Genomic DNA, 16,963 nt, shown 5'->3' on the forward strand with positions numbered 1-16,963 from the left:
GGCGTATCAGATGATTATCAATCACCCCTTGCTTGGCCCGCGCGACGCGCAGGAGTTCACCTATCTGGGCGATGCTTCGCTGATCAATCGTCCCGATTGGCAGGCCGAGGACGCGGCGCAAGCGTTTCACGACTATCTTTACCTGCGCGACAACCCGGCGGGCGAGCATCGTGAGCTTTGGTATCACGAACAAGGCGACCGGTCGTGGCTGGTGGTCACGCGCAACACGCTGACCCATGAAATCCTGAAAGTCGAACTGGCCCGTGACGTGGCCAAAGCGGCAGGGAAGGCTGCACAATGACTCAGAGCAATCGACTGAATGGCGGGCTGATCAACCGCGACGCCAGCCTCAGCTTCACCTTCGATGGCAAGTCCTATCAGGGCTATGAGGGCGATACGCTGGCTTCGGCCTTGTTGGCCAATGGCGTGCGCCTGATGGGCCGGTCGTTCAAATACCATCGCCCGCGCGGCCCCCTAACCGCGGGCAGCGAAGAGCCGAACGCCCTCGTCGAGCTTCGCTCAGGTGGGCGGCAGGAGCCGAACACCCGCGCCACCGTGGCCGAGCTGTACGACGGCCTGAACGCCAATTCCCAGAACCGCTGGCCGTCGTTGGAACGCGATTTCATGGCGATCAATGACCGGTTCTCGAACTTCCTGACGGCAGGGTTTTACTACAAGACCTTCATGTGGCCCAAGGCGTTCTGGGAAAAGCTGTATGAGCCGATCATCCGCAAGGCCGCCGGTCTGGGTAGCCTGACGGGTGAGGATGATCCCGATCTCTATGACAAGGGCTTCCTGCATTGCGATCTGATGATCGTCGGCGCGGGCCCGACCGGTCTGGCGGCGGCGCTGACCGCAGGACGTGCGGGCGCTCAGGTTATTCTGGCGGATGAAGATTTCCGCATGGGTGGGCGTCTGATTGCCGAGACCGGCGCTTTGGCCGATATCTCCGGCGCGGCCTGGGTCGACCAGGCTCTGGCCGAGCTGGCATCGATGAACAATGTGCGGGTCATGCCGCGTACAACCGTATTCGGAGCCTATGACCATGGGATCTATGGCGCGGTTGAACGCAATGCGGATCACCTGATCGCGCCCGCGGCTGACAAACCCCGCCAAACCCTGTGGCGCATCTACTCCAAGCGCGCGCTGATCGCGACCGGGGCCATCGAACGCCCCACCGCGTTCGAAAACAACGACCGGCCTGGTATCCTGCTGGCCGGAGCGGTTCGGTCCTACGCCAACCGCTGGGCCGCAACGCCGGCGCAATCGGTTGTAGTTTTTGCCAACAATGACGACGCGCACCAGACGGCACGCGATCTAATTGCGCAGGGTATTAAGGTCCCGGCCATTGTCGACACGCGCCCAGATGCTGCGGATGTCGAGGGAACCGAAGTTCTCAAAGGGGCCGAGATCATCAACACCTCGGGCCGTCTGGGTCTGACTTCGGTGCAAGTGCGCACTGAGAAAGGGTATACAACGGATCTCTATTGTGAGGCGCTGGCGATGTCCGGCGGCTGGAACCCGAACTTGGGCCTAACCTGCCATCAGCGCGGTCGCCCTGTCTGGAACGCGGATATCCACGCCTTTGTTCCGGGTAAGGGCCTACCCGTCGGTCAGATCGTGGCAGGCGCGGCCAAGGGTGAGATGACCACCGAAGCGGCGCTGCAAGGTGGTGCGGCGGCGGCGGTATCAGCTCTGGGCGATCTCGGCATCACGGCATCACCCGTTGATCTGCCCGCTGCTGCCGATGCGCCGGTCTCGATTAGCCCCTTCTGGCACGTCAAAGGCGCAAAACGCGCGTGGCTGGATTATCAGAACGACGTAACCGTCAAAGACGTCAAGCTGGCACACCAAGAGAACTTCACCTCGGTCGAGCATCTCAAACGCTATACCACGCTGGGCATGGCGACCGATCAGGGTAAGACCTCGAACCTGGGTGCCCTGGCCGTGATGGCCGAGCTGACAGGCAAGTCCATTCAGGACACTGGCACAACCATCTTCCGCCCGCCTTATACGCCGGTGGCGATGGGTGCGTTCGGTGGCCGTGCAGTGGGCAAGGATTTCCACCCGACTCGCCTGACGCCCAGCCACAAATGGGCCGAGGAACAGGGCGCCGTGTTTGTCGAGGTCGGCAATTGGCTACGTGCCCAATGGTTCCCGCGCAAGGGCGAAACCCATTGGCGCCAATCGGTGGACCGCGAGGTGCTGAAGACAAGAAACTCGGTCGGTGTGTGCGATGTGACGACGCTAGGCAAGATCGACGTGCAGGGCGCGGATGCTGCGGCTTTCCTGAACATGGTCTACTCTAACGCGTTCGCCAAACTGCCCGTGGGCAAGGTGCGCTATGGCCTGATGCTGCGCGAGGATGGCATTGCCTATGACGACGGTACCGCCGCGCGGTTTGCCGAGGACCATTTCGTCGTGACCACCACCACCGCCAACGCGGTTCTGGTCTATCGCAATATGGAATTCGTCCGCCAATGCCTGTGCCCGGATATGGACGTGCAGCTGATCTCGACTACCGAGGCCTGGGCGCAATATGCCGTGGCCGGTCCCAACAGCCGCAAACTGCTGCAAAAGATCGTGGACCCTGACTTTGACATCTCGAACGAGGCGTTCCCCTTCATGGGTTGCGCTGAGATCACAGTCTGCGGCGGCCTGCGCGCGCGACTGTTCCGGATCTCGTTCTCGGGCGAGCTGGCCTATGAAATCGCGGTGCCCACACGCTATGGCGACGGGCTGATGCGCGCGCTGATGGAGGCGGGTGAAGAGTTCGACGTGGTGCCCTACGGTACTGAGGCTTTGGGCGTCATGCGGATCGAAAAGGGTCATGCTACCGGCAATGAGCTGAACGGTACGACCACGGCTCTGAACCTTGGCATGGCGCGTATGGTCAGCACCAAGAAGGACTGTATCGGCAACACGCTCAGCCGTCGGGAAGGGCTGAATGCCCCGGACGCGCTGGCTCTGGTCGGTCTCAAGCCGGTGGATGCTAAGGACAGCGTGCCTGCGGGCGGGCATCTGATGAATGCCACCGGGCCGGTCGATGCGGCGCATGATCAGGGCTATGTCACCTCGGCCGCCTATTCGCCGATCCTGGAAAGCTCGATCGGGTTGGCATTTGTCAAAGGTGGCTCTGACCGGATAGGTGAAAAACTGCGTCTGGTGAACCCGCTGGAAGGCCAAGAGGTCATGGTAGAAATCGTCAGCGCTCATTTCGTGGACCCGGAAGGGGAGAAGCTTCGTGCATAAACTGAAACCTATCACCCCGCTGGGCGGCGACACGCCGCGTGTCGATACGGTCGGTTCGATCACGATCACCGAGGTCGTGGATCAGGCGCTGGCGTCGGTCGCGGCCCGCAACGATCAGGCCGGTGCCGTGCAAAAGGCGCTGGCCGACAAGATCGGTCTGAGCGTGCCCGAGGTGGGCCAATCCGCTCAGGCCGCACCCTATGCTGCGCTCTGGATGGGGCCGGAGCAATGGATGGTCATGGCCCCGCATGACAGTCACGAATTGCTGGCCGCCGAGTTGAAGCAGATCGTCGGTGACACCGCATCGGTTTCCGAGCAAACGGATGGCTGGTGCCGGTTCGACGTGCAGGGCGCGGCTCTGTGCGATCTGTTCGAACGGCTCAGCAACGCGCCGGTCCGCATGATGGGGTCGGGCGCGGCGATCCGAACCACGGCGGAGCATCTGGGCGTCTTCCTATGGCGTCTGGCCGAGGACCACATGGCCGTTCTTGGCCCGCGCTCTTCGGCGGAGTCGCTGCATCACGGCCTGTTGGCCGCCGCGAAATCCATCGCCTGAAGCCTAGCCCGAGGGCAGCACATCGTCGCTGCCCACCCGCATCGAGTTCTTGGCACGCCGGTCGCTGATCGGCGTGACCCCAAACGTCTCACGATAGTGCCGCATGAAGGCGCTGGGTGTGGCGTAGCCGACCATATAGGCGACCTCGGCGATCGGGTCGTTCGTATACAGCACCAATTGCCGCGCCTGGTTCATCCGCATCCGCCGATAATATGTCAAAGGGCTGTGCCCTGTGGCCTTTTTGAAGCTCCGCTCCAGTGACCGCGCCGAAAGGCCCACGGCATCGGCGACTTCGCTGATCTGGATGGGGTTTTCGATATGTTCGGCAAAGTGCTGAATAGCCTTTGCGACTTGCTTGGGCAAAAGATCCTGACTTTGCGCGGTTGAGATTGCGGGCACCTTTTGCGTGACGGTCCCGCTGCGAATGAAGGGATGCTGGAACCAACAGGCGACCTCGGCCATGACATCACCGCCTAGGCGTTTTTCGATCAAGGCCAGCATGTGATCGAAAACGGCAGAGGCGCCCGAGATCGTGCTAAAGGCCCCTTCTTCGCAGATCACTGTCCCATGGATCGGGATTTCGGGAAATTCAGCCTGAAAAGCGGCCTCGTAGCACCAATGCACCGACAAAGGGTTGTCGCGGGTCAGCCGGGTGCGGGCAAGGGGAAAGACACCGCCGCTGATTGCGCCGATACGGGTCTTGTTCCGCATCAGACGCTGAAGCGCTGCATTCGCCTTTGAGGGCTTGTCGAACACGCTGTTCGGGCTTGAGGCAAATAGCAGATGCGTCAGGGATTGAGCCTCGGCCAAGGTGCTGTCGGGGAAAAAGGTGACCCCGGCCGAGGACTGGATCGGTTGGTCTTGCTCAGCAATGACATGCCAGCTGAACGCCTCATGCCCCGAGATCTCATTCGCCGCGCGCAGCGGTTCGATACAGGATGTCAGGCATGCCATTGGGAACCCCGGAAAGATCAGGATGCCCAGCGAAATTTTCTCGACCTGATCTGTCATGAGCGTTGTTCTTTCACTAGGTCCTCGACAGTTTCGAGGATGTCATTTTCCAGTCTCCGGGCAGCGGGCGACAGCGCAGAATCAGCCTTGCGTATGAGGTGAATTTGCCGCTTGGCCGTCGTATCCGCCAGAGGGCGGAACACCAGATCGGATTGCCCGGCCGAAATTGCTGCCATCTCGGGCAGGAGTGTGACCCCGATCCCGGCTCGGACCATGCCCAGAATAGAGGTGATGTTATGTGCCGAAAACCGAGAGCCCGCGTGCAGTTTTTCCGCCTCGGGCCCGGGGATGCTTTCGGACAGGCTGTTGGCGATCAACTGCTCATTCTCAAGCGCGTCCCATTCGATTGCGCCAGTGTCACTGGCCAGCGGGTGGTCCGGTGTCAGCAGTACGCCGAACCAGTCGGTCAGCAGAAGCTGACTGTGTAGACCCGAGCCGTTCCCGCGCAGTGTCGCGATGCCGATATCAATGCGCCCCCGCGACAGCTCGTGCAGGACGGACTTGGAATCCATGTCGCGCAGTTCCACCCTCACTTTCTCGTAAGCCTTGGTATTTCTGGAAAAAACGCGTGGTATGATCGTGCCTGCCACCGATGGAACTGTCGCAATTCTGACATGTCCCAAACTGGCATCGGCAAAGTTTTCGATGGCCCGAACCGTATTGTCGAAATGCTGTAATTCCAGTTGCGATTGCTCGAACACGAACTCACCCAATGCGGTCAGCTTGTTCTTGCGGTCCGTCTCAAACAGCGGTTCGCCCAGATGCGTCTCAAACTGCTTGAGCATCATCGACACCGCCGAAGGGGTGCGTTTCAGGACAACGGCCGCGTCCGTCAGGTTGCCGGTGCGGGCCACCGCGACAAAGCCGCGAAGCATTTCGATCTTGAGTGTCATGTTGGAAGCTTCAATCTTGCTGAAGTAAACTTCAATAATTTTAGTTTGATTGATTGTCGCAAAAGAGTCCATACCCGCTCAGCAAATTCTCTATGGGGCAAACGGCTATGGCTGACATTCAAAAGAACCTGATCGCTGGTGAGTGGGTCACCGGTGAAGGTGAGATCGAAAACCGCAACCCATCGGACCTGAGCGATCTGGTCGGCATGTTTGCACAGGCCAGCGCGGATCAGCTTGAGGCAACATTGGATCAGGCGCGTGCCGCTCAGCGTGAGTGGGCCGCCTATGGGCTGGAGCGCAAGCAGGCTGTTCTGAACGCGATCGGCAATGAGCTGATGGCCCGCGCCGAGGAACTGGGCACGCTGTTGAGCCGCGAAGAAGGTAAGCCGCTGGCCGAAGGCAAAGGCGAAGTGTTCCGCGCCGGTCAGTTCTTCACCTACTACGCCGCCGAATGCCTGCGTCAGATCGGTGAGAACGCGGATTCCGTGCGCCCCGATATCGAGGTCGATGTTCGCCGTGAGGCCGTTGGCGTTGTTGCCATCATCAGTCCTTGGAACTTCCCCACTGCGACCGCGTCGTGGAAGATCGCTCCGGCGCTGTGCTATGGAAACGCGGTTGTCTGGAAGCCTGCCAACATCACCCCGGCCTCGGCAGTTGCGCTGACCGAGATCATCAACCGTCAGGACATCCCCAAGGGTCTGTTCAGCCTGGTCATGGGTTCGGGCCGGTCCATCGGTCAACGACTGGTGGAAAGCCCCAAGGTCAACGCGATTTCCTTCACCGGCTCGGTTCCGGTGGGTAAGGGTATCGCCGCTGCCGCCATCCAGAACCTGACCAAAGTCCAGATGGAAATGGGATCAAAGAACGCTCTGGCCGTTATGGACGATGCCGATCTGGATCTGGCGGTGACGCTGGCTCTCGGCGGTGCGTTCGGTGGCACCGGTCAGAAATGCACGGCGTCATCGCGGCTCGTGGTCCACTCTGCCATTCATGACGTGTTTGTCGAAAAGCTCATTGCGGGTGCGCAGGCGATGAAAGTGGGCCACGCGCTGGAAAAGGGCGTTCAGATGGGCCCCGTCGTCAGCCAGCAGCAGTTGAGCGAAAACCTGGCCTATGTCGATCTGGGCAAGTCCGAGGGCGCGGAACTGGCCTGTGGCGGTGCGCGTCTCGAGATGCCGCATGACGGGTACTACATGTCGCCCGGCGTGTTCCTGAACACCACCAACGACATGGCGATAAACCGCGAGGAAATGTTTGCACCGCTCACCAGCGTCATCAAGGTTGGCAGCTATGACGAAGCGCTGAGCGTCGTGAACGACACCAACTTTGGCCTGACCTCGGGCATCGTCACCAAGTCGCTGGCCCGCGCCACGCATTTCCGCCGCAATGCGCGCACCGGTGTTGTCACCGTGAACCTGCCCACCGCAGGCACCGACTATCACGTGCCCTTCGGTGGTCGTGGCGACAGCTCTTACGGTCCGCGTGAGCAGGGCAAGGCGGCGGCCGAGTTCTACACCACGGTCAAAACTGCCTATATCAGCGCAGGCCCCGTCTGATGCTGATCGACTGCCTACAATATGTGAACTGGTCGGAGAAGGTCTTCCGCCAGTTGCGGGAGGGAGGCGTGGATGCGATCCACGTCACCATCGCCTATCATGAGAACTTTCGTGAAACGGTGTTGAATTTCGAACAGTGGAATCGCTGGTTCGAGCAATACCCGGACCTGATCATGAAAGGGCAGTGGGCCAGCGACATCGACACGGCGCGGGAAACCGGTCGGACAGCGGTGTTCTTCGGGTTCCAGAACCCAAGCCCGATGGAAGACGATATCGGCCTGATCGAGATCCTGCACACGCTGGGTGCGCGGTTCATGCAGCTGACTTATAACAACCAGTCGCTGCTGGCGACCGGCTGCTATGAGGCCGAGGATTCCGGCATCACCCGCATGGGCAAGCAGGTCATCAAAGAGATGAACCGCGTGGGCCTTGTGATTGACATGAGCCACTCGGCCGATCGCTCGACCATCGAAGCGGCTGAAATCTCGGAACGTCCCATCGCCATCACCCATGCGAACCCCTATGACTGGTCGCCCGCCCTGCGCAACAAGCGTGACGCGGTGATCCGGGCGGTGACGGAAAACGGCGGCATGCTGGGTTTCTCGGTGTACCCGCACCATCTGAAGGACAAATCCGACTGCACGTTGGAAAGCTTCTGCGAGATGATCGCGCGCACGGCGGAGAAATACGGTGCGCAGCATCTGGGGATCGGCACCGACCTGTGTCAGGACCAGCCCGACAATATCGTGGAATGGATGCGCGTGGGTCGTTGGACGAAGGAAATCGACTATGGCGAAGGCTCAGCCTCGGCCCCCGGTTTCCCGCCCATGCCGGGCTGGTTCAACGACAACCGTGACTTCGGCAACATCCGGGCAGGCCTACGCGCCACCGGCATGAACGAAGACGAAGTGGCCGGGATCATGGGTCGCAACTGGTACCGTTTCTTTGACGAGAACTTCAAACCGCTCGCCTGATACAGGTCAGCTAAACGACGAAGCTATGGCCGCATTCAAGATAGGAACGGCCTGACTACTATTAACGGAGGAGAGATGTCTGAGGCATCTTTGAACACTGCCCCAGTACAGGAAAGCCGGGTGAACAAACCGCTGTTCCTGATCTCTGGCGGTTTTATCGCGCTGTTCTGCATCGCGGCTCTGGTCGATCTGGACGCGCTTTCTGGCGCTGTGGATTGGGGTTTCAATGTCGCGGCCACTTATTTTGGCCTCTACTGGCAGGTGCTGCTGCTGGCCACCTTCCTGATCGGCCTGCTGCTGTGCATACTGCCCGGCGGGCGTGCCATCATGGGCGGCCTGGCCGCGCCCGAGTTCACCACCTTCCAGTGGGGCTCGATGGTCATGTGTACACTGCTGGCCGGTGGCGGCGTGTTCTGGGCGGCAGGTGAGCCGATTGCCCATTTTCTGTACCCCGCGCCGCTTTACGGTGGCGAAGGGGCAACGGCCGAGGCCGTGAACCCGGCCATCGCCCAGAGCTTCATGCATTGGGGGTTCCTCGCATGGGCCATTTTGGGGTCGCTGACCACGGTCATGCTCATGCATTACCACTATGAAAAGGGCATGCCGCTGGCGCCGCGCACGCTGCTGTACCCGGTGTTCGGCGACAAGGCGATCAACGGGCCGATTGGCCTCATTGCGGATGCGTCCTCGATCATCGCTGTGGTTGCGGGCACAGTTGGCCCCATTGGCTTCCTGGGTCTGCAGGTGAGCTATGGTCTGGCCGATCTGTTCGGCTTTTCGGATACGTTTGCCCTGCAGGCGACCGTTATTGCCGGGCTTGCTGCGATCTACACGATCTCGGCCATGACGGGTCTGTCGCGTGGTATTCAGGTTATGTCCAAGGTCAACGTGATCCTAGCGGCTTTCCTGCTGCTGTTCGTTCTGATCGCAGGGCCGACCGGGTTCATCTTTGGCTCGTTCTTCTCGGGCTTTGGCACTTACGTTGGCAACTTCTTCCAGATGGCGCTGTACCGTGGTGAGGCCGGTCTGTTCGGTGAACCCGGCTGGCTGGGCTGGTGGACCGTGTTCTTCTGGGGTTGGTTCATGGGCTATGGCCCGCTGATGGCAATGTTCATTGCGCGGGTGTCGCGCGGTCGTTCGATCCGGTCGATCATCATCATGCTGTCGATCATCGCGCCGATCGTGACCAACTTCTGGTTCACCATCATCGGTGGCACCGGCATCGCCATGGAGCTTGAGAACCCCGGCACAATCGCAACTGCGTTCGAAGGCTTCAACCTGCCCGCCGCCCTGTTGGCGATCACCAACAACCTGCCGATGGGCTTCGTTGTCTCGATCTTGTTCCTGATCCTGACGACCATCTTTGTGGCTACCACTGGCGACTCGATGAGCTATGTCATTTCTGCGACCATGAGCAACGAGAACAACCCGCCGGCAGCGCTGCGCGTGTTTTGGGGCATCGCGATGGGCCTTATGGCCATCATCCTGATCTCGGTTGGATCGGGCGGTGTGTCCAAGCTGCAGAGCTTTATCGTGGTGACCGCTGTTCCGGTGTCTCTGATCTTGCTACCGTCGCTGTGGGATGCGCTGCGCATCACGCTGGCGAAGGGCAAAGAGAGCTAAGCGATCCATGGCTGGGCCGGACCTTCCGGCCCGCCAACACGCCTGAAGATTTCAGGAGAAGACCAGATTAGTACCACCTGAGGAGGCACAACCGAATGACAGACGTTTCCCGTCGTGATCCGAACATGGTGATGCGCCTTGCCCGTCTTGGCTCCATGCATCAGTCGCGCCTTTCGTTCATGCGTATCCTGACGCGACGACTGGCGCGGGAAAACTGGCGGTTTGAAAAAACTGCGTTCGAAATCGACGGCACCGGCGTTGGCCATGCCGTCTATACCGCGCATGGGCCTGAGCGATCATATTCCCTGATCGCCTATGCCCATGATCTGCCGCCCGAGAAACGCTCGGACCGAGTGATCGCCGAGGCCTGGGATGCCACCTTCACCCTCTTTGACGGCGTGCCCAACGACGCCGATATCGAGCGTCTTTCGCACAATATCCCCGTTCAGGAAGCTGGGCGCGTGACAGGGTCTGAGCTTTCGGTGTCCCGCGCCAACCGCTCGGTGCGTTTGTGGGAGCATGTGGTGAGCGAACTGGCCGAGGGTCGCCAGCCCTCGACCGAGAAGATTGACGCCGTGGGTTACCTGATGCGGACCACTGCGGTTTACGGGTCCGGCAAACTGGGCGCTGCGGATCGCGAAATGATCGCAGACCGTCCGGAATTTCGCGCGCCGTTCCAGGTTGAGATGCTGTCGGTCTACCTGACCCGCTGGTTCGTGACCGATCTGGTGCAATATATGGCTGATACCCGCGCCGCGGCTAACGGAGCGCAGGCCGCAAAGCTGGATGCGGGGATTGCTCGGTCGATGGGGATTGGAAACTCAACCGGTCTGGGGATGGCGCCGTTCTTGCTGAACCATCCGGTGCTGTTCAACAACTGGATGGCCGCGCGCGAAGGCGCAATTCAGGTCGTGCGCGGGGTCGAAAAGGCCAACGATGCGGAAATCGCGGTGTTCCGTGATGTGCTGTTGCGCAATATGCAGATCGTTGAGACCTGGCAGTCCGAACACCCGATTCAAATCGAGAAACTCGCTGCCCTGCGGGCCGATATCGCCAAGTTGCAGGAGTATCTCTACAGTGCGGATCTTGGCGCGGATCATCCCTGGGACGCGCTTTATTCCTGGGCTGAGCAGTCACTGACGCTTGAGGGTCAAGAATGGATCGCCTCGCTGATGCTGGAACCCTACGGCGAATTGGTCGATGCCTTTGCCGAAGGCATGGCGGCAGACAACACCGCCACGTTCCGCATCGCCGGGGCCATGAAGATCGGTGATCTGCGGGCGCTTCTCAAGGATATCTATGGCTGGGCCATTGAGACCGATTGGGCCACCCCCGCCAGCAAGGCGCGCGCCTGGTATGTCTCGGAAGAAAAGCTGGAGCCGCGTCTGGGCGAACGTTTTGAGGAACCGATCGAGGAATACGAGCAGCCCTTGGCCCCCGGTCGGGATGCCGCGCAGCTGTTTCAGGCGCTGGCCCATTGGTCGGATGATGCTCAAGTCGCCGATTTCCTATTGCGCCACCCCGAACACCGTCACGTGCTGCGCCGCGTTCAGATCGTAGGGCGCGCTCCTTATGCTGAGATCCGTGACAACACGATTTCGGACCGGGTGCTGCCTATCGACATGCTGCGCTGCAAGCTGTCCTTCTTCGGGGCGACCAAGTTCGATCCCCGCTCGGACCGTTGGGTGCGGATCTGCATGTATGGAAATGCGCCCCTGCCGCATGAGTTGACATCTGAAAACGCCGATTTCTGGGTCTTCCCGGAACGTGAAGGGGCCGCTGCATGAGCCACTCTCTGAACGAAATTGAGGCTATGAGCAAACGCGCTGCGCGCGGCGCAGGCCTGTCCTGGGGTCTGGCGGAAGAGGCCGCCAAGGGAACACGCTGGCTGGCTGCGTTTGGGTTTTCGGGCGCCGAATTGCTGGCGGACCTATTGGAGATGAACGATCGTATCCCGTCGATCGACGTCTCGCCCGTCTCGCTGAGCGCTGAGATCTGGCATGCTCCTACCCGTCGGATGAGCCCACTGATCGCCGGGGCTTCGCTCAGCGACTGCGCGGTGCGTCTGATGGATCGCGGCTCGATCACCATGGAGAATGTCAGCCTGCCCTTGCTGGCCGTGCCCTTCATGGGAGGGGCTGCATTGCGTTTGGGCGTGCCTGTTGCGGCTGAATGGCAGGGCGCGCGTCTGGCAACGGATGGGCGGCAGATCTGCGTACAGGCCACGCCCGTGGCGCTTGAGGCCCGCCACGCGGACAAGATGGTCTTCAGCGCACCTGCCGAGATGACAGGCCGCCGCGAGCCAGTCCTGCGCGCCGAGGTGTCCGACGCTGACTGGAACAGGCTTGGCGCCTTTGCCCACCGCACATTTGCTCCTGCGACCGAAGAAAGCCGCCTGCGCGGTGCTGGCGCGGGCCTCAGCGACAACGACTGAAACTTCGCCCCTTGCGATGAGGGGCACATACTTACGAACGGAAAAGAAGAATGACCGCCACCGAAACCCTGACCCTGGCCGAGATCGAAGATCTGGCTTTCCGCGCCCTTGTCAAAGCCGGAACATCCGAGGAAAACGCCCGCCCTCTGGCCGTTGCGACCGCAATGACTGAAGCGGATGGCGTGGCCTCGCACGGGTTGGCCTATATCCCGATCTATGCGCAGCATGTGGAATGCGGCAAGGTTAACGGGGCCGCCAAGCCCGTAGTTGCCCAGCCGCGCCCGGCAGTTGTCACCGTGGATGCGGCCACAGGGTTCGCCCACAGCGCGATTGATCTGGGGTTCGAAAAGCTGATCCCGCTGGCGCGCGAGCAGGGCGTTGCGGTTCTGGCCATCAACAACTCGTATAACTGCGGTGTTCTGGGTGTGCATACGCAGCGGTTGGCGCAGGCGGGCCTGATGGGGATCGGGTTCACCAACGCGCCGGCCTCGATCGCGCCGTCGGGTGGGGCAAAGCCGGTTATCGGCACCAACCCGTTCTCGATCTCGGCTCCGGACGCAGATGGAAACGCGGCGCTTCTGATCGACCAGTCCGCCAGCACCATCGCCAAAAGCGAAGTCATGAAACATGCCCGCGAAGGTAAGCCCGTGCCTGAAGGCTGGGTTTTGGACGCGGACGGCCAGCCCACCACGGATCCCGAGGCGGGCCTCAAGGGATCCATGGTGCCGTCCGGCGGCTACAAAGGCGTAGGTATCGCCTTGATGGTCGAGCTTATGGCCGCAGCGATGACCGACGCGACGCTGGGTTCGGTTGCCAGCCCGTTTTCGGGCACGGCGGGTGGCCCGCCGAAAACCGGTCAGTTCTTCATCGCGATTGATCCGCAGGCGACCTCGGGCGGGGCATTCTATGAGAAGCTGGGCGAACTGATTGCCTCGTTCCGCGACCAAGATGGCGCGCGCTTACCGGGCGACGGCCGCCGCACCTGCCGCGAGCGGGCGGCAACCGAAGGTGTTGCCGTAAACGCGGCACTGCTGGAAAAAGTACGCGCGCTTCTCTGACGCGCACAGCATCACAAGATTGAAAGGGCGCATGGTCTGATTGGGGCATGCGCCCTTTTTCGCATGCGTGTTGGAAACCTCAGGCCTGCGGCTCTTGCAGCCACTGAAACCCGCCATCCCAATAGGCCAGAGGGGGGGTGTCGCTGGCCTCCACACGCTCGACCTTGCCGATGAGAATGCGGTGAGAGCGGAAGGGAACCGTCTGGATGTGCAGGCAGGTGAAAATGGCCGAGTCGCCCTTCAGGACCGGCAGGTGGGTGTGTTCATCCATGTCCCAGACATCTTCGGAAAACTTGCGAAGCTCCGCATGCGCGGGGTCACCGGCAAAAGCCAGCGCCATGTCGCTGTGGTTTTGCGCGGCGAAGTTGACGCAATAGACGCCATGCTCTTCGATCATGCCCAGAATGCGACTGTTTTTGTTCAGACAGATCAACACAGCAGGCGGAGTCGCGGTAAGCGAGCAGACAGCGCTGACGGTCGCGCCCTGGGGTCCATGCTCGCCCGGCGTAGTGACAATAGACACCGGTGTCGGGGCTTTGCGCATGGCCGAGATGAATTCAGTCGAGGTCAGCATCTTACGCTCCGGGATTGGGGTGCTCAGAGCTTGCATTAGGCAGGTTTTATCACAAGAATGAATTTCTTGCCGTCAGGCCAAGCCCTCCTTATGCAGGATCACCATGCGACGCGCTTTGAGAACACGATTGAACCAATTGGGTCCGGGTGCCTTGTCCCGGATGGAACCTGTCGGTTTTGATAGCAACCGAATGCGCCGGGGATTACCACCCCTGCAGACGCTGATCGCGTTCGAAGCGGCGGCGCGGTTGCAAAGTTTCACCCTGGCAGCGTCGGAATTGAACCTGACGCAACCCGCCGTTAGCCAGCAGGTAAAACTGCTGGAGGATCGCATTGGCATCCGGTTGTTTCGCAGGTCGAACAACCAGATCAGTCTGACCGAGCAGGGGGAACAGTTTGCCGATTCCGTCGGGGCGATGTTAGACAGCCTGAGCGAAAGCGTTCAGGATCTCGCGCCAGATGCAGGGCGCACCATGCTGACGGTCAGCCTGCTGCCCTCCTTTAGCTCGACCTGGTTTGCGACTCGTGCGACCCGACTTCTTGAGGCGCATCCGCAGATCGACCTGATCACCTTGTCCACCGTGGCCTGCACCGGTTTTGGGCAGGAAGACGCGGATGTCGCCATTCGCTGGGGGCCGGGCGGCACGCCGAATGTCTATCAGGAGCGCCTGTTCGGTGAACGCCATATCCTTGTGGCCTCAGCCGCGCTACAGGATCAGCTGGTCGATGTGAAACGGGTGGATAACCTGGCCGGGCTCCCGTTTTTCAAAGACACCAACCACAGTGAATGGCGTGCGGTGATTGAGCGCAATGGCGGCAACCCGGATTTGTTCGAAAATGGTGCCTATTTCGGCGATGCCAGCGCCACGCTCAACGCCATCGCTTTTGGCGGCGGGATCGGGGTCGCCCGGGATGTCATCGCGCAGCATTTTCTGGACAACGGCACTCTGATCGCGTTGCCGTTCGAGGCGGTGGAAGGCCCGTTTGCCTATCATTTTCTTTGCCCCCACAGCCGCTTGAACCAGCCTCGCGTTCAGGCGTTTCTACACTGGTTGCGACAGGAGGCGTCAGGTGCATAAGAATTTCTTTGGCAATGGCCTAGGAATCGCCATTTGGAAGTTTGGCAGGATTGAGGAAATCTGGGGGAAACACATTCACCCGAATAGACTCGGAGCCTGCGGCCATGGAATTTTCGCTTTTCAACCTGATGACAAAACCCGTTGACGGGTCCACCCATGCCGACGTGTTCAACCAGATGCGCAACATGACGCAGATGGTCGACGAGGCGGGGTTCGATGTGGCCTGGTTTGCCGAGCATCACCTGTCGAACTACTGCATCTCACCGTCTCCGCTGATGACGGCTGCGAATATGGCCGCCCATACCAAACGCATCAACGTGGGCCCCGCCGTTGTTGTGATGCCCTTCTATGAACCTCTGCGTCTGGTCGAAGATATCTGCCTGACCGACCAGCTGACCGAGGGTCGCCTCGTGCTGGGTCTGGGCACCGGCTATCAGCCGCGCGAGTTCAAGAAATTCGGGTTCGAGATCAATGACCGCCTGATGCGCGGCCTTGAGATTTGGGATTGTATCGAACAGGGCGTCTATTCCGGCGTGATCGACTATCAGGGTGAACATATCCAGATCAACGATGCCGCGCTGTCGATCGCACCGGTACAGAATCGCATCCGCACCTTGGCGGTGGGCAACGCGCCCGAAATGCGTCAGAAGATGATCGACTATGGGGCCGAGCCGCTGACCACTCCGGCCATCGGGCCGAACTCGATCGTGTCGACGGCGCGGCGGCTTTACACCGAAACCCGCACGGAAAACGGGCTGAGCGGCAACGACTTCCCCTTTGCCGTGCAGCGCTATGTCTACATCGCCGAGGACAAAGACGACGCCCGCGCCGCGACCGAGCAGGTTCTGATCCATGCCCGCATGGCGAACAACATGCGCCGCCCCGAGCCGTTGATGCAGGGCGCGGATCTGAACATCGTGCCTTTCGACAACGAACCCACCCTCGACGAGGTGATGCAGCGGGCCATCATCGGTGACGTCGAAGAGGTCACCCGCCGGATCGTCGCCGAGACGCGCGAGTTTGGGATCACACATCTGAGCGTCTTCATGCAGATCGCCTCAATCCCGTTTGCCAACACATTGCGCTCGCTCGAGCAGTTTTGCGATCAGGTAATGCCCGCAGTAAAAGCGGCGCTTGAGGAAGACAAGAAAGCGCTTGCCTCCTGATGGCGGGGCTGTTCTCGCTGGCCGGAAAGCCGATCCTGATCACTGGTGCGGCGCGCGGGTTGGGGGCGGCTATGGCCATGGCCTGTGCGGATCAGGGCGCGCAGGTCTGGCTGCAGGATCTGAACGCCGAGGCCGTTGAGGGCACGGCGGAAGCGCTCAGAGGGCAGGGCGCCGATGCGCAGGCCACCGCCTTCGACCTGACGGATTTCGACGCCTGTCGGCAATGGGTGCAAGAGGTTGCAACCCAAGCCGGCAGCATCTGGGGGCTTATCAACAATGCGGGGATCACCAATCACGGGCTTGTCCTTGACCAGACCGTCGAGGATTATCGCAGCATCTATGAGCTGCACGTTATGGCCCCATTTGTGCTGTCTCAGGCAGCGGGCAAGGCGATGCTGGCCAATCCCGGCCCGCACCGGGGGCGGATCGTGTCGGTTTCGTCAATCGCTGCGACCCACCCGAGGCCGGGGGTTGGGAACTATGCGTCCTCCAAGGCGGCCATCGCGGGGCTGACGCGGTCTCTGGCCGCGGATTTCGGTGCCGATGGGATCTGCGCCAATGCCATTGCGCCGGGCTATGTGCTGACCGAGATGAACAAGAAAATCCTCAGTGACACGGGCTTTGTCCGCCGCATCGAAAACCGCACCCCGGCCGCGCGTTGGGCGGACCCTGCGGAAATCGCAGCGCCAGTGGCCTTTCTGATGTCCAAGGGCGCCTCTTACATCAATGGTCAGCTTCTGGCGGTTGATGGCGGCATGAACGCATTTTTACAATCGAACGAGGAATAA

General features: G+C 60.7%; 15 protein-coding genes. 12 read left to right on the forward strand and 3 right to left on the reverse strand.

Features of this window, described 5'->3' with window-relative positions:
* Nucleotides 1-10: 10 nt before the first annotated feature.
* Genes ACR0KL_RS10885 through ACR0KL_RS10895 form a run of 3 tightly spaced genes read left to right on the forward strand, consistent with a single transcriptional unit; the run spans nt 11 to nt 3,808 of the window.
* Nucleotides 11-301: a sarcosine oxidase subunit delta gene (locus ACR0KL_RS10885; RefSeq protein ID WP_170549138.1), complete on the forward strand. Its 291-nt coding sequence runs from the start codon at nt 11-13 to the stop codon at nt 299-301.
* Nucleotides 298-3,252: a sarcosine oxidase subunit alpha family protein gene (locus ACR0KL_RS10890; protein ID WP_480777018.1), complete on the forward strand. Its 2,955-nt coding sequence runs from the start codon at nt 298-300 to the stop codon at nt 3,250-3,252. The genes ACR0KL_RS10885 and ACR0KL_RS10890 overlap by 4 nt, the downstream gene beginning before the upstream one ends.
* Entirely contained in the window at nt 3,245-3,808 is a 564-nt protein-coding gene (locus ACR0KL_RS10895; RefSeq protein WP_170675930.1) for an aminomethyltransferase family protein, read from the forward strand. The genes ACR0KL_RS10890 and ACR0KL_RS10895 overlap by 8 nt, the downstream gene beginning before the upstream one ends.
* A gap of 3 nt (nt 3,809-3,811) precedes the next feature.
* Here the strand turns inward: ACR0KL_RS10895 and ACR0KL_RS10900 are convergent, their stop codons facing one another.
* Nucleotides 3,812-4,819: a helix-turn-helix domain-containing protein gene (locus tag ACR0KL_RS10900; protein WP_170675929.1), complete on the reverse strand. Its 1,008-nt coding sequence runs from the start codon at nt 4,817-4,819 to the stop codon at nt 3,812-3,814.
* The gene (locus ACR0KL_RS10905; RefSeq protein WP_170675928.1) at nt 4,816-5,712 is read right to left on the reverse strand and encodes a LysR substrate-binding domain-containing protein; all 897 of its coding nucleotides are present in this window, start codon (nt 5,710-5,712) and stop codon (nt 4,816-4,818) included. Before ACR0KL_RS10905 ends, ACR0KL_RS10900 begins: the two co-directional genes overlap by 4 nt.
* Nucleotides 5,713-5,819: 107 nt before the next feature.
* Here ACR0KL_RS10905 and ACR0KL_RS10910 point away from each other — a divergent pair, with 107 nt between their 5' ends.
* The 6 genes from ACR0KL_RS10910 (at nt 5,820) to ACR0KL_RS10935 (ending at nt 13,357) form a co-directional block, all read left to right on the forward strand.
* Complete coding sequence (locus tag ACR0KL_RS10910) at nt 5,820-7,268, forward strand: aldehyde dehydrogenase family protein (protein ID WP_170675927.1); 1,449 nt, start codon at nt 5,820-5,822, stop codon at nt 7,266-7,268.
* Complete coding sequence (locus ACR0KL_RS10915) at nt 7,268-8,242, forward strand: membrane dipeptidase (protein ID WP_170675926.1); 975 nt, start codon at nt 7,268-7,270, stop codon at nt 8,240-8,242. The genes ACR0KL_RS10910 and ACR0KL_RS10915 overlap by 1 nt, the downstream gene beginning before the upstream one ends.
* Nucleotides 8,243-8,317: 75 nt before the next feature.
* Nucleotides 8,318-9,865 carry a BCCT family transporter gene (locus ACR0KL_RS10920; RefSeq protein WP_170675925.1) on the forward strand — a complete coding sequence of 516 codons (1,548 nt, stop codon included), beginning with the start codon at nt 8,318-8,320 and terminating at the stop codon, nt 9,863-9,865.
* A gap of 95 nt (nt 9,866-9,960) precedes the next feature.
* A complete protein-coding gene (locus ACR0KL_RS10925) occupies nt 9,961-11,652 on the forward strand; it encodes a hypothetical protein (RefSeq protein ID WP_480777019.1) in 1,692 nt (563 codons plus the stop codon).
* Nucleotides 11,649-12,299: a DUF3726 domain-containing protein gene (locus ACR0KL_RS10930; protein WP_480777020.1), complete on the forward strand. Its 651-nt coding sequence runs from the start codon at nt 11,649-11,651 to the stop codon at nt 12,297-12,299. Before ACR0KL_RS10925 ends, ACR0KL_RS10930 begins: the two co-directional genes overlap by 4 nt.
* A gap of 50 nt (nt 12,300-12,349) precedes the next feature.
* On the forward strand, nt 12,350-13,357 hold the full coding sequence (locus ACR0KL_RS10935; RefSeq protein ID WP_170675923.1) for an Ldh family oxidoreductase: 1,008 nt from the start codon (nt 12,350-12,352) through the stop codon (nt 13,355-13,357).
* Between the two features lie 79 nt (nt 13,358-13,436).
* On the opposite strand, the gene ACR0KL_RS10940 is transcribed toward ACR0KL_RS10935, so the two are convergent.
* Nucleotides 13,437-13,931, reverse strand: a complete 495-nt coding sequence (locus tag ACR0KL_RS10940) for a flavin reductase family protein (RefSeq protein ID WP_480777021.1) — start codon at nt 13,929-13,931, stop codon at nt 13,437-13,439.
* Nucleotides 13,932-14,034: 103 nt separating this feature from the next.
* Between ACR0KL_RS10940 and ACR0KL_RS10945 the strand changes: the two genes are divergently transcribed.
* The 3 genes from ACR0KL_RS10945 (at nt 14,035) to ACR0KL_RS10955 (ending at nt 16,963) form a co-directional block, all read left to right on the forward strand.
* Nucleotides 14,035-15,009, forward strand: coding sequence for a LysR substrate-binding domain-containing protein (locus ACR0KL_RS10945; protein ID WP_170675921.1), 975 nt, complete (start codon nt 14,035-14,037; stop codon nt 15,007-15,009).
* 104 nt (nt 15,010-15,113) lie between these two features.
* Nucleotides 15,114-16,175, forward strand: coding sequence for an LLM class flavin-dependent oxidoreductase (locus ACR0KL_RS10950; protein WP_170549175.1), 1,062 nt, complete (start codon nt 15,114-15,116; stop codon nt 16,173-16,175).
* Nucleotides 16,175-16,963 (forward strand): SDR family oxidoreductase, encoded by a 789-nt coding sequence (locus ACR0KL_RS10955; RefSeq protein ID WP_170675920.1) that lies wholly within the window; start codon nt 16,175-16,177, stop codon nt 16,961-16,963. Before ACR0KL_RS10950 ends, ACR0KL_RS10955 begins: the two co-directional genes overlap by 1 nt.

This window comes from Ruegeria sp. C8 (assembly GCF_056537565.1).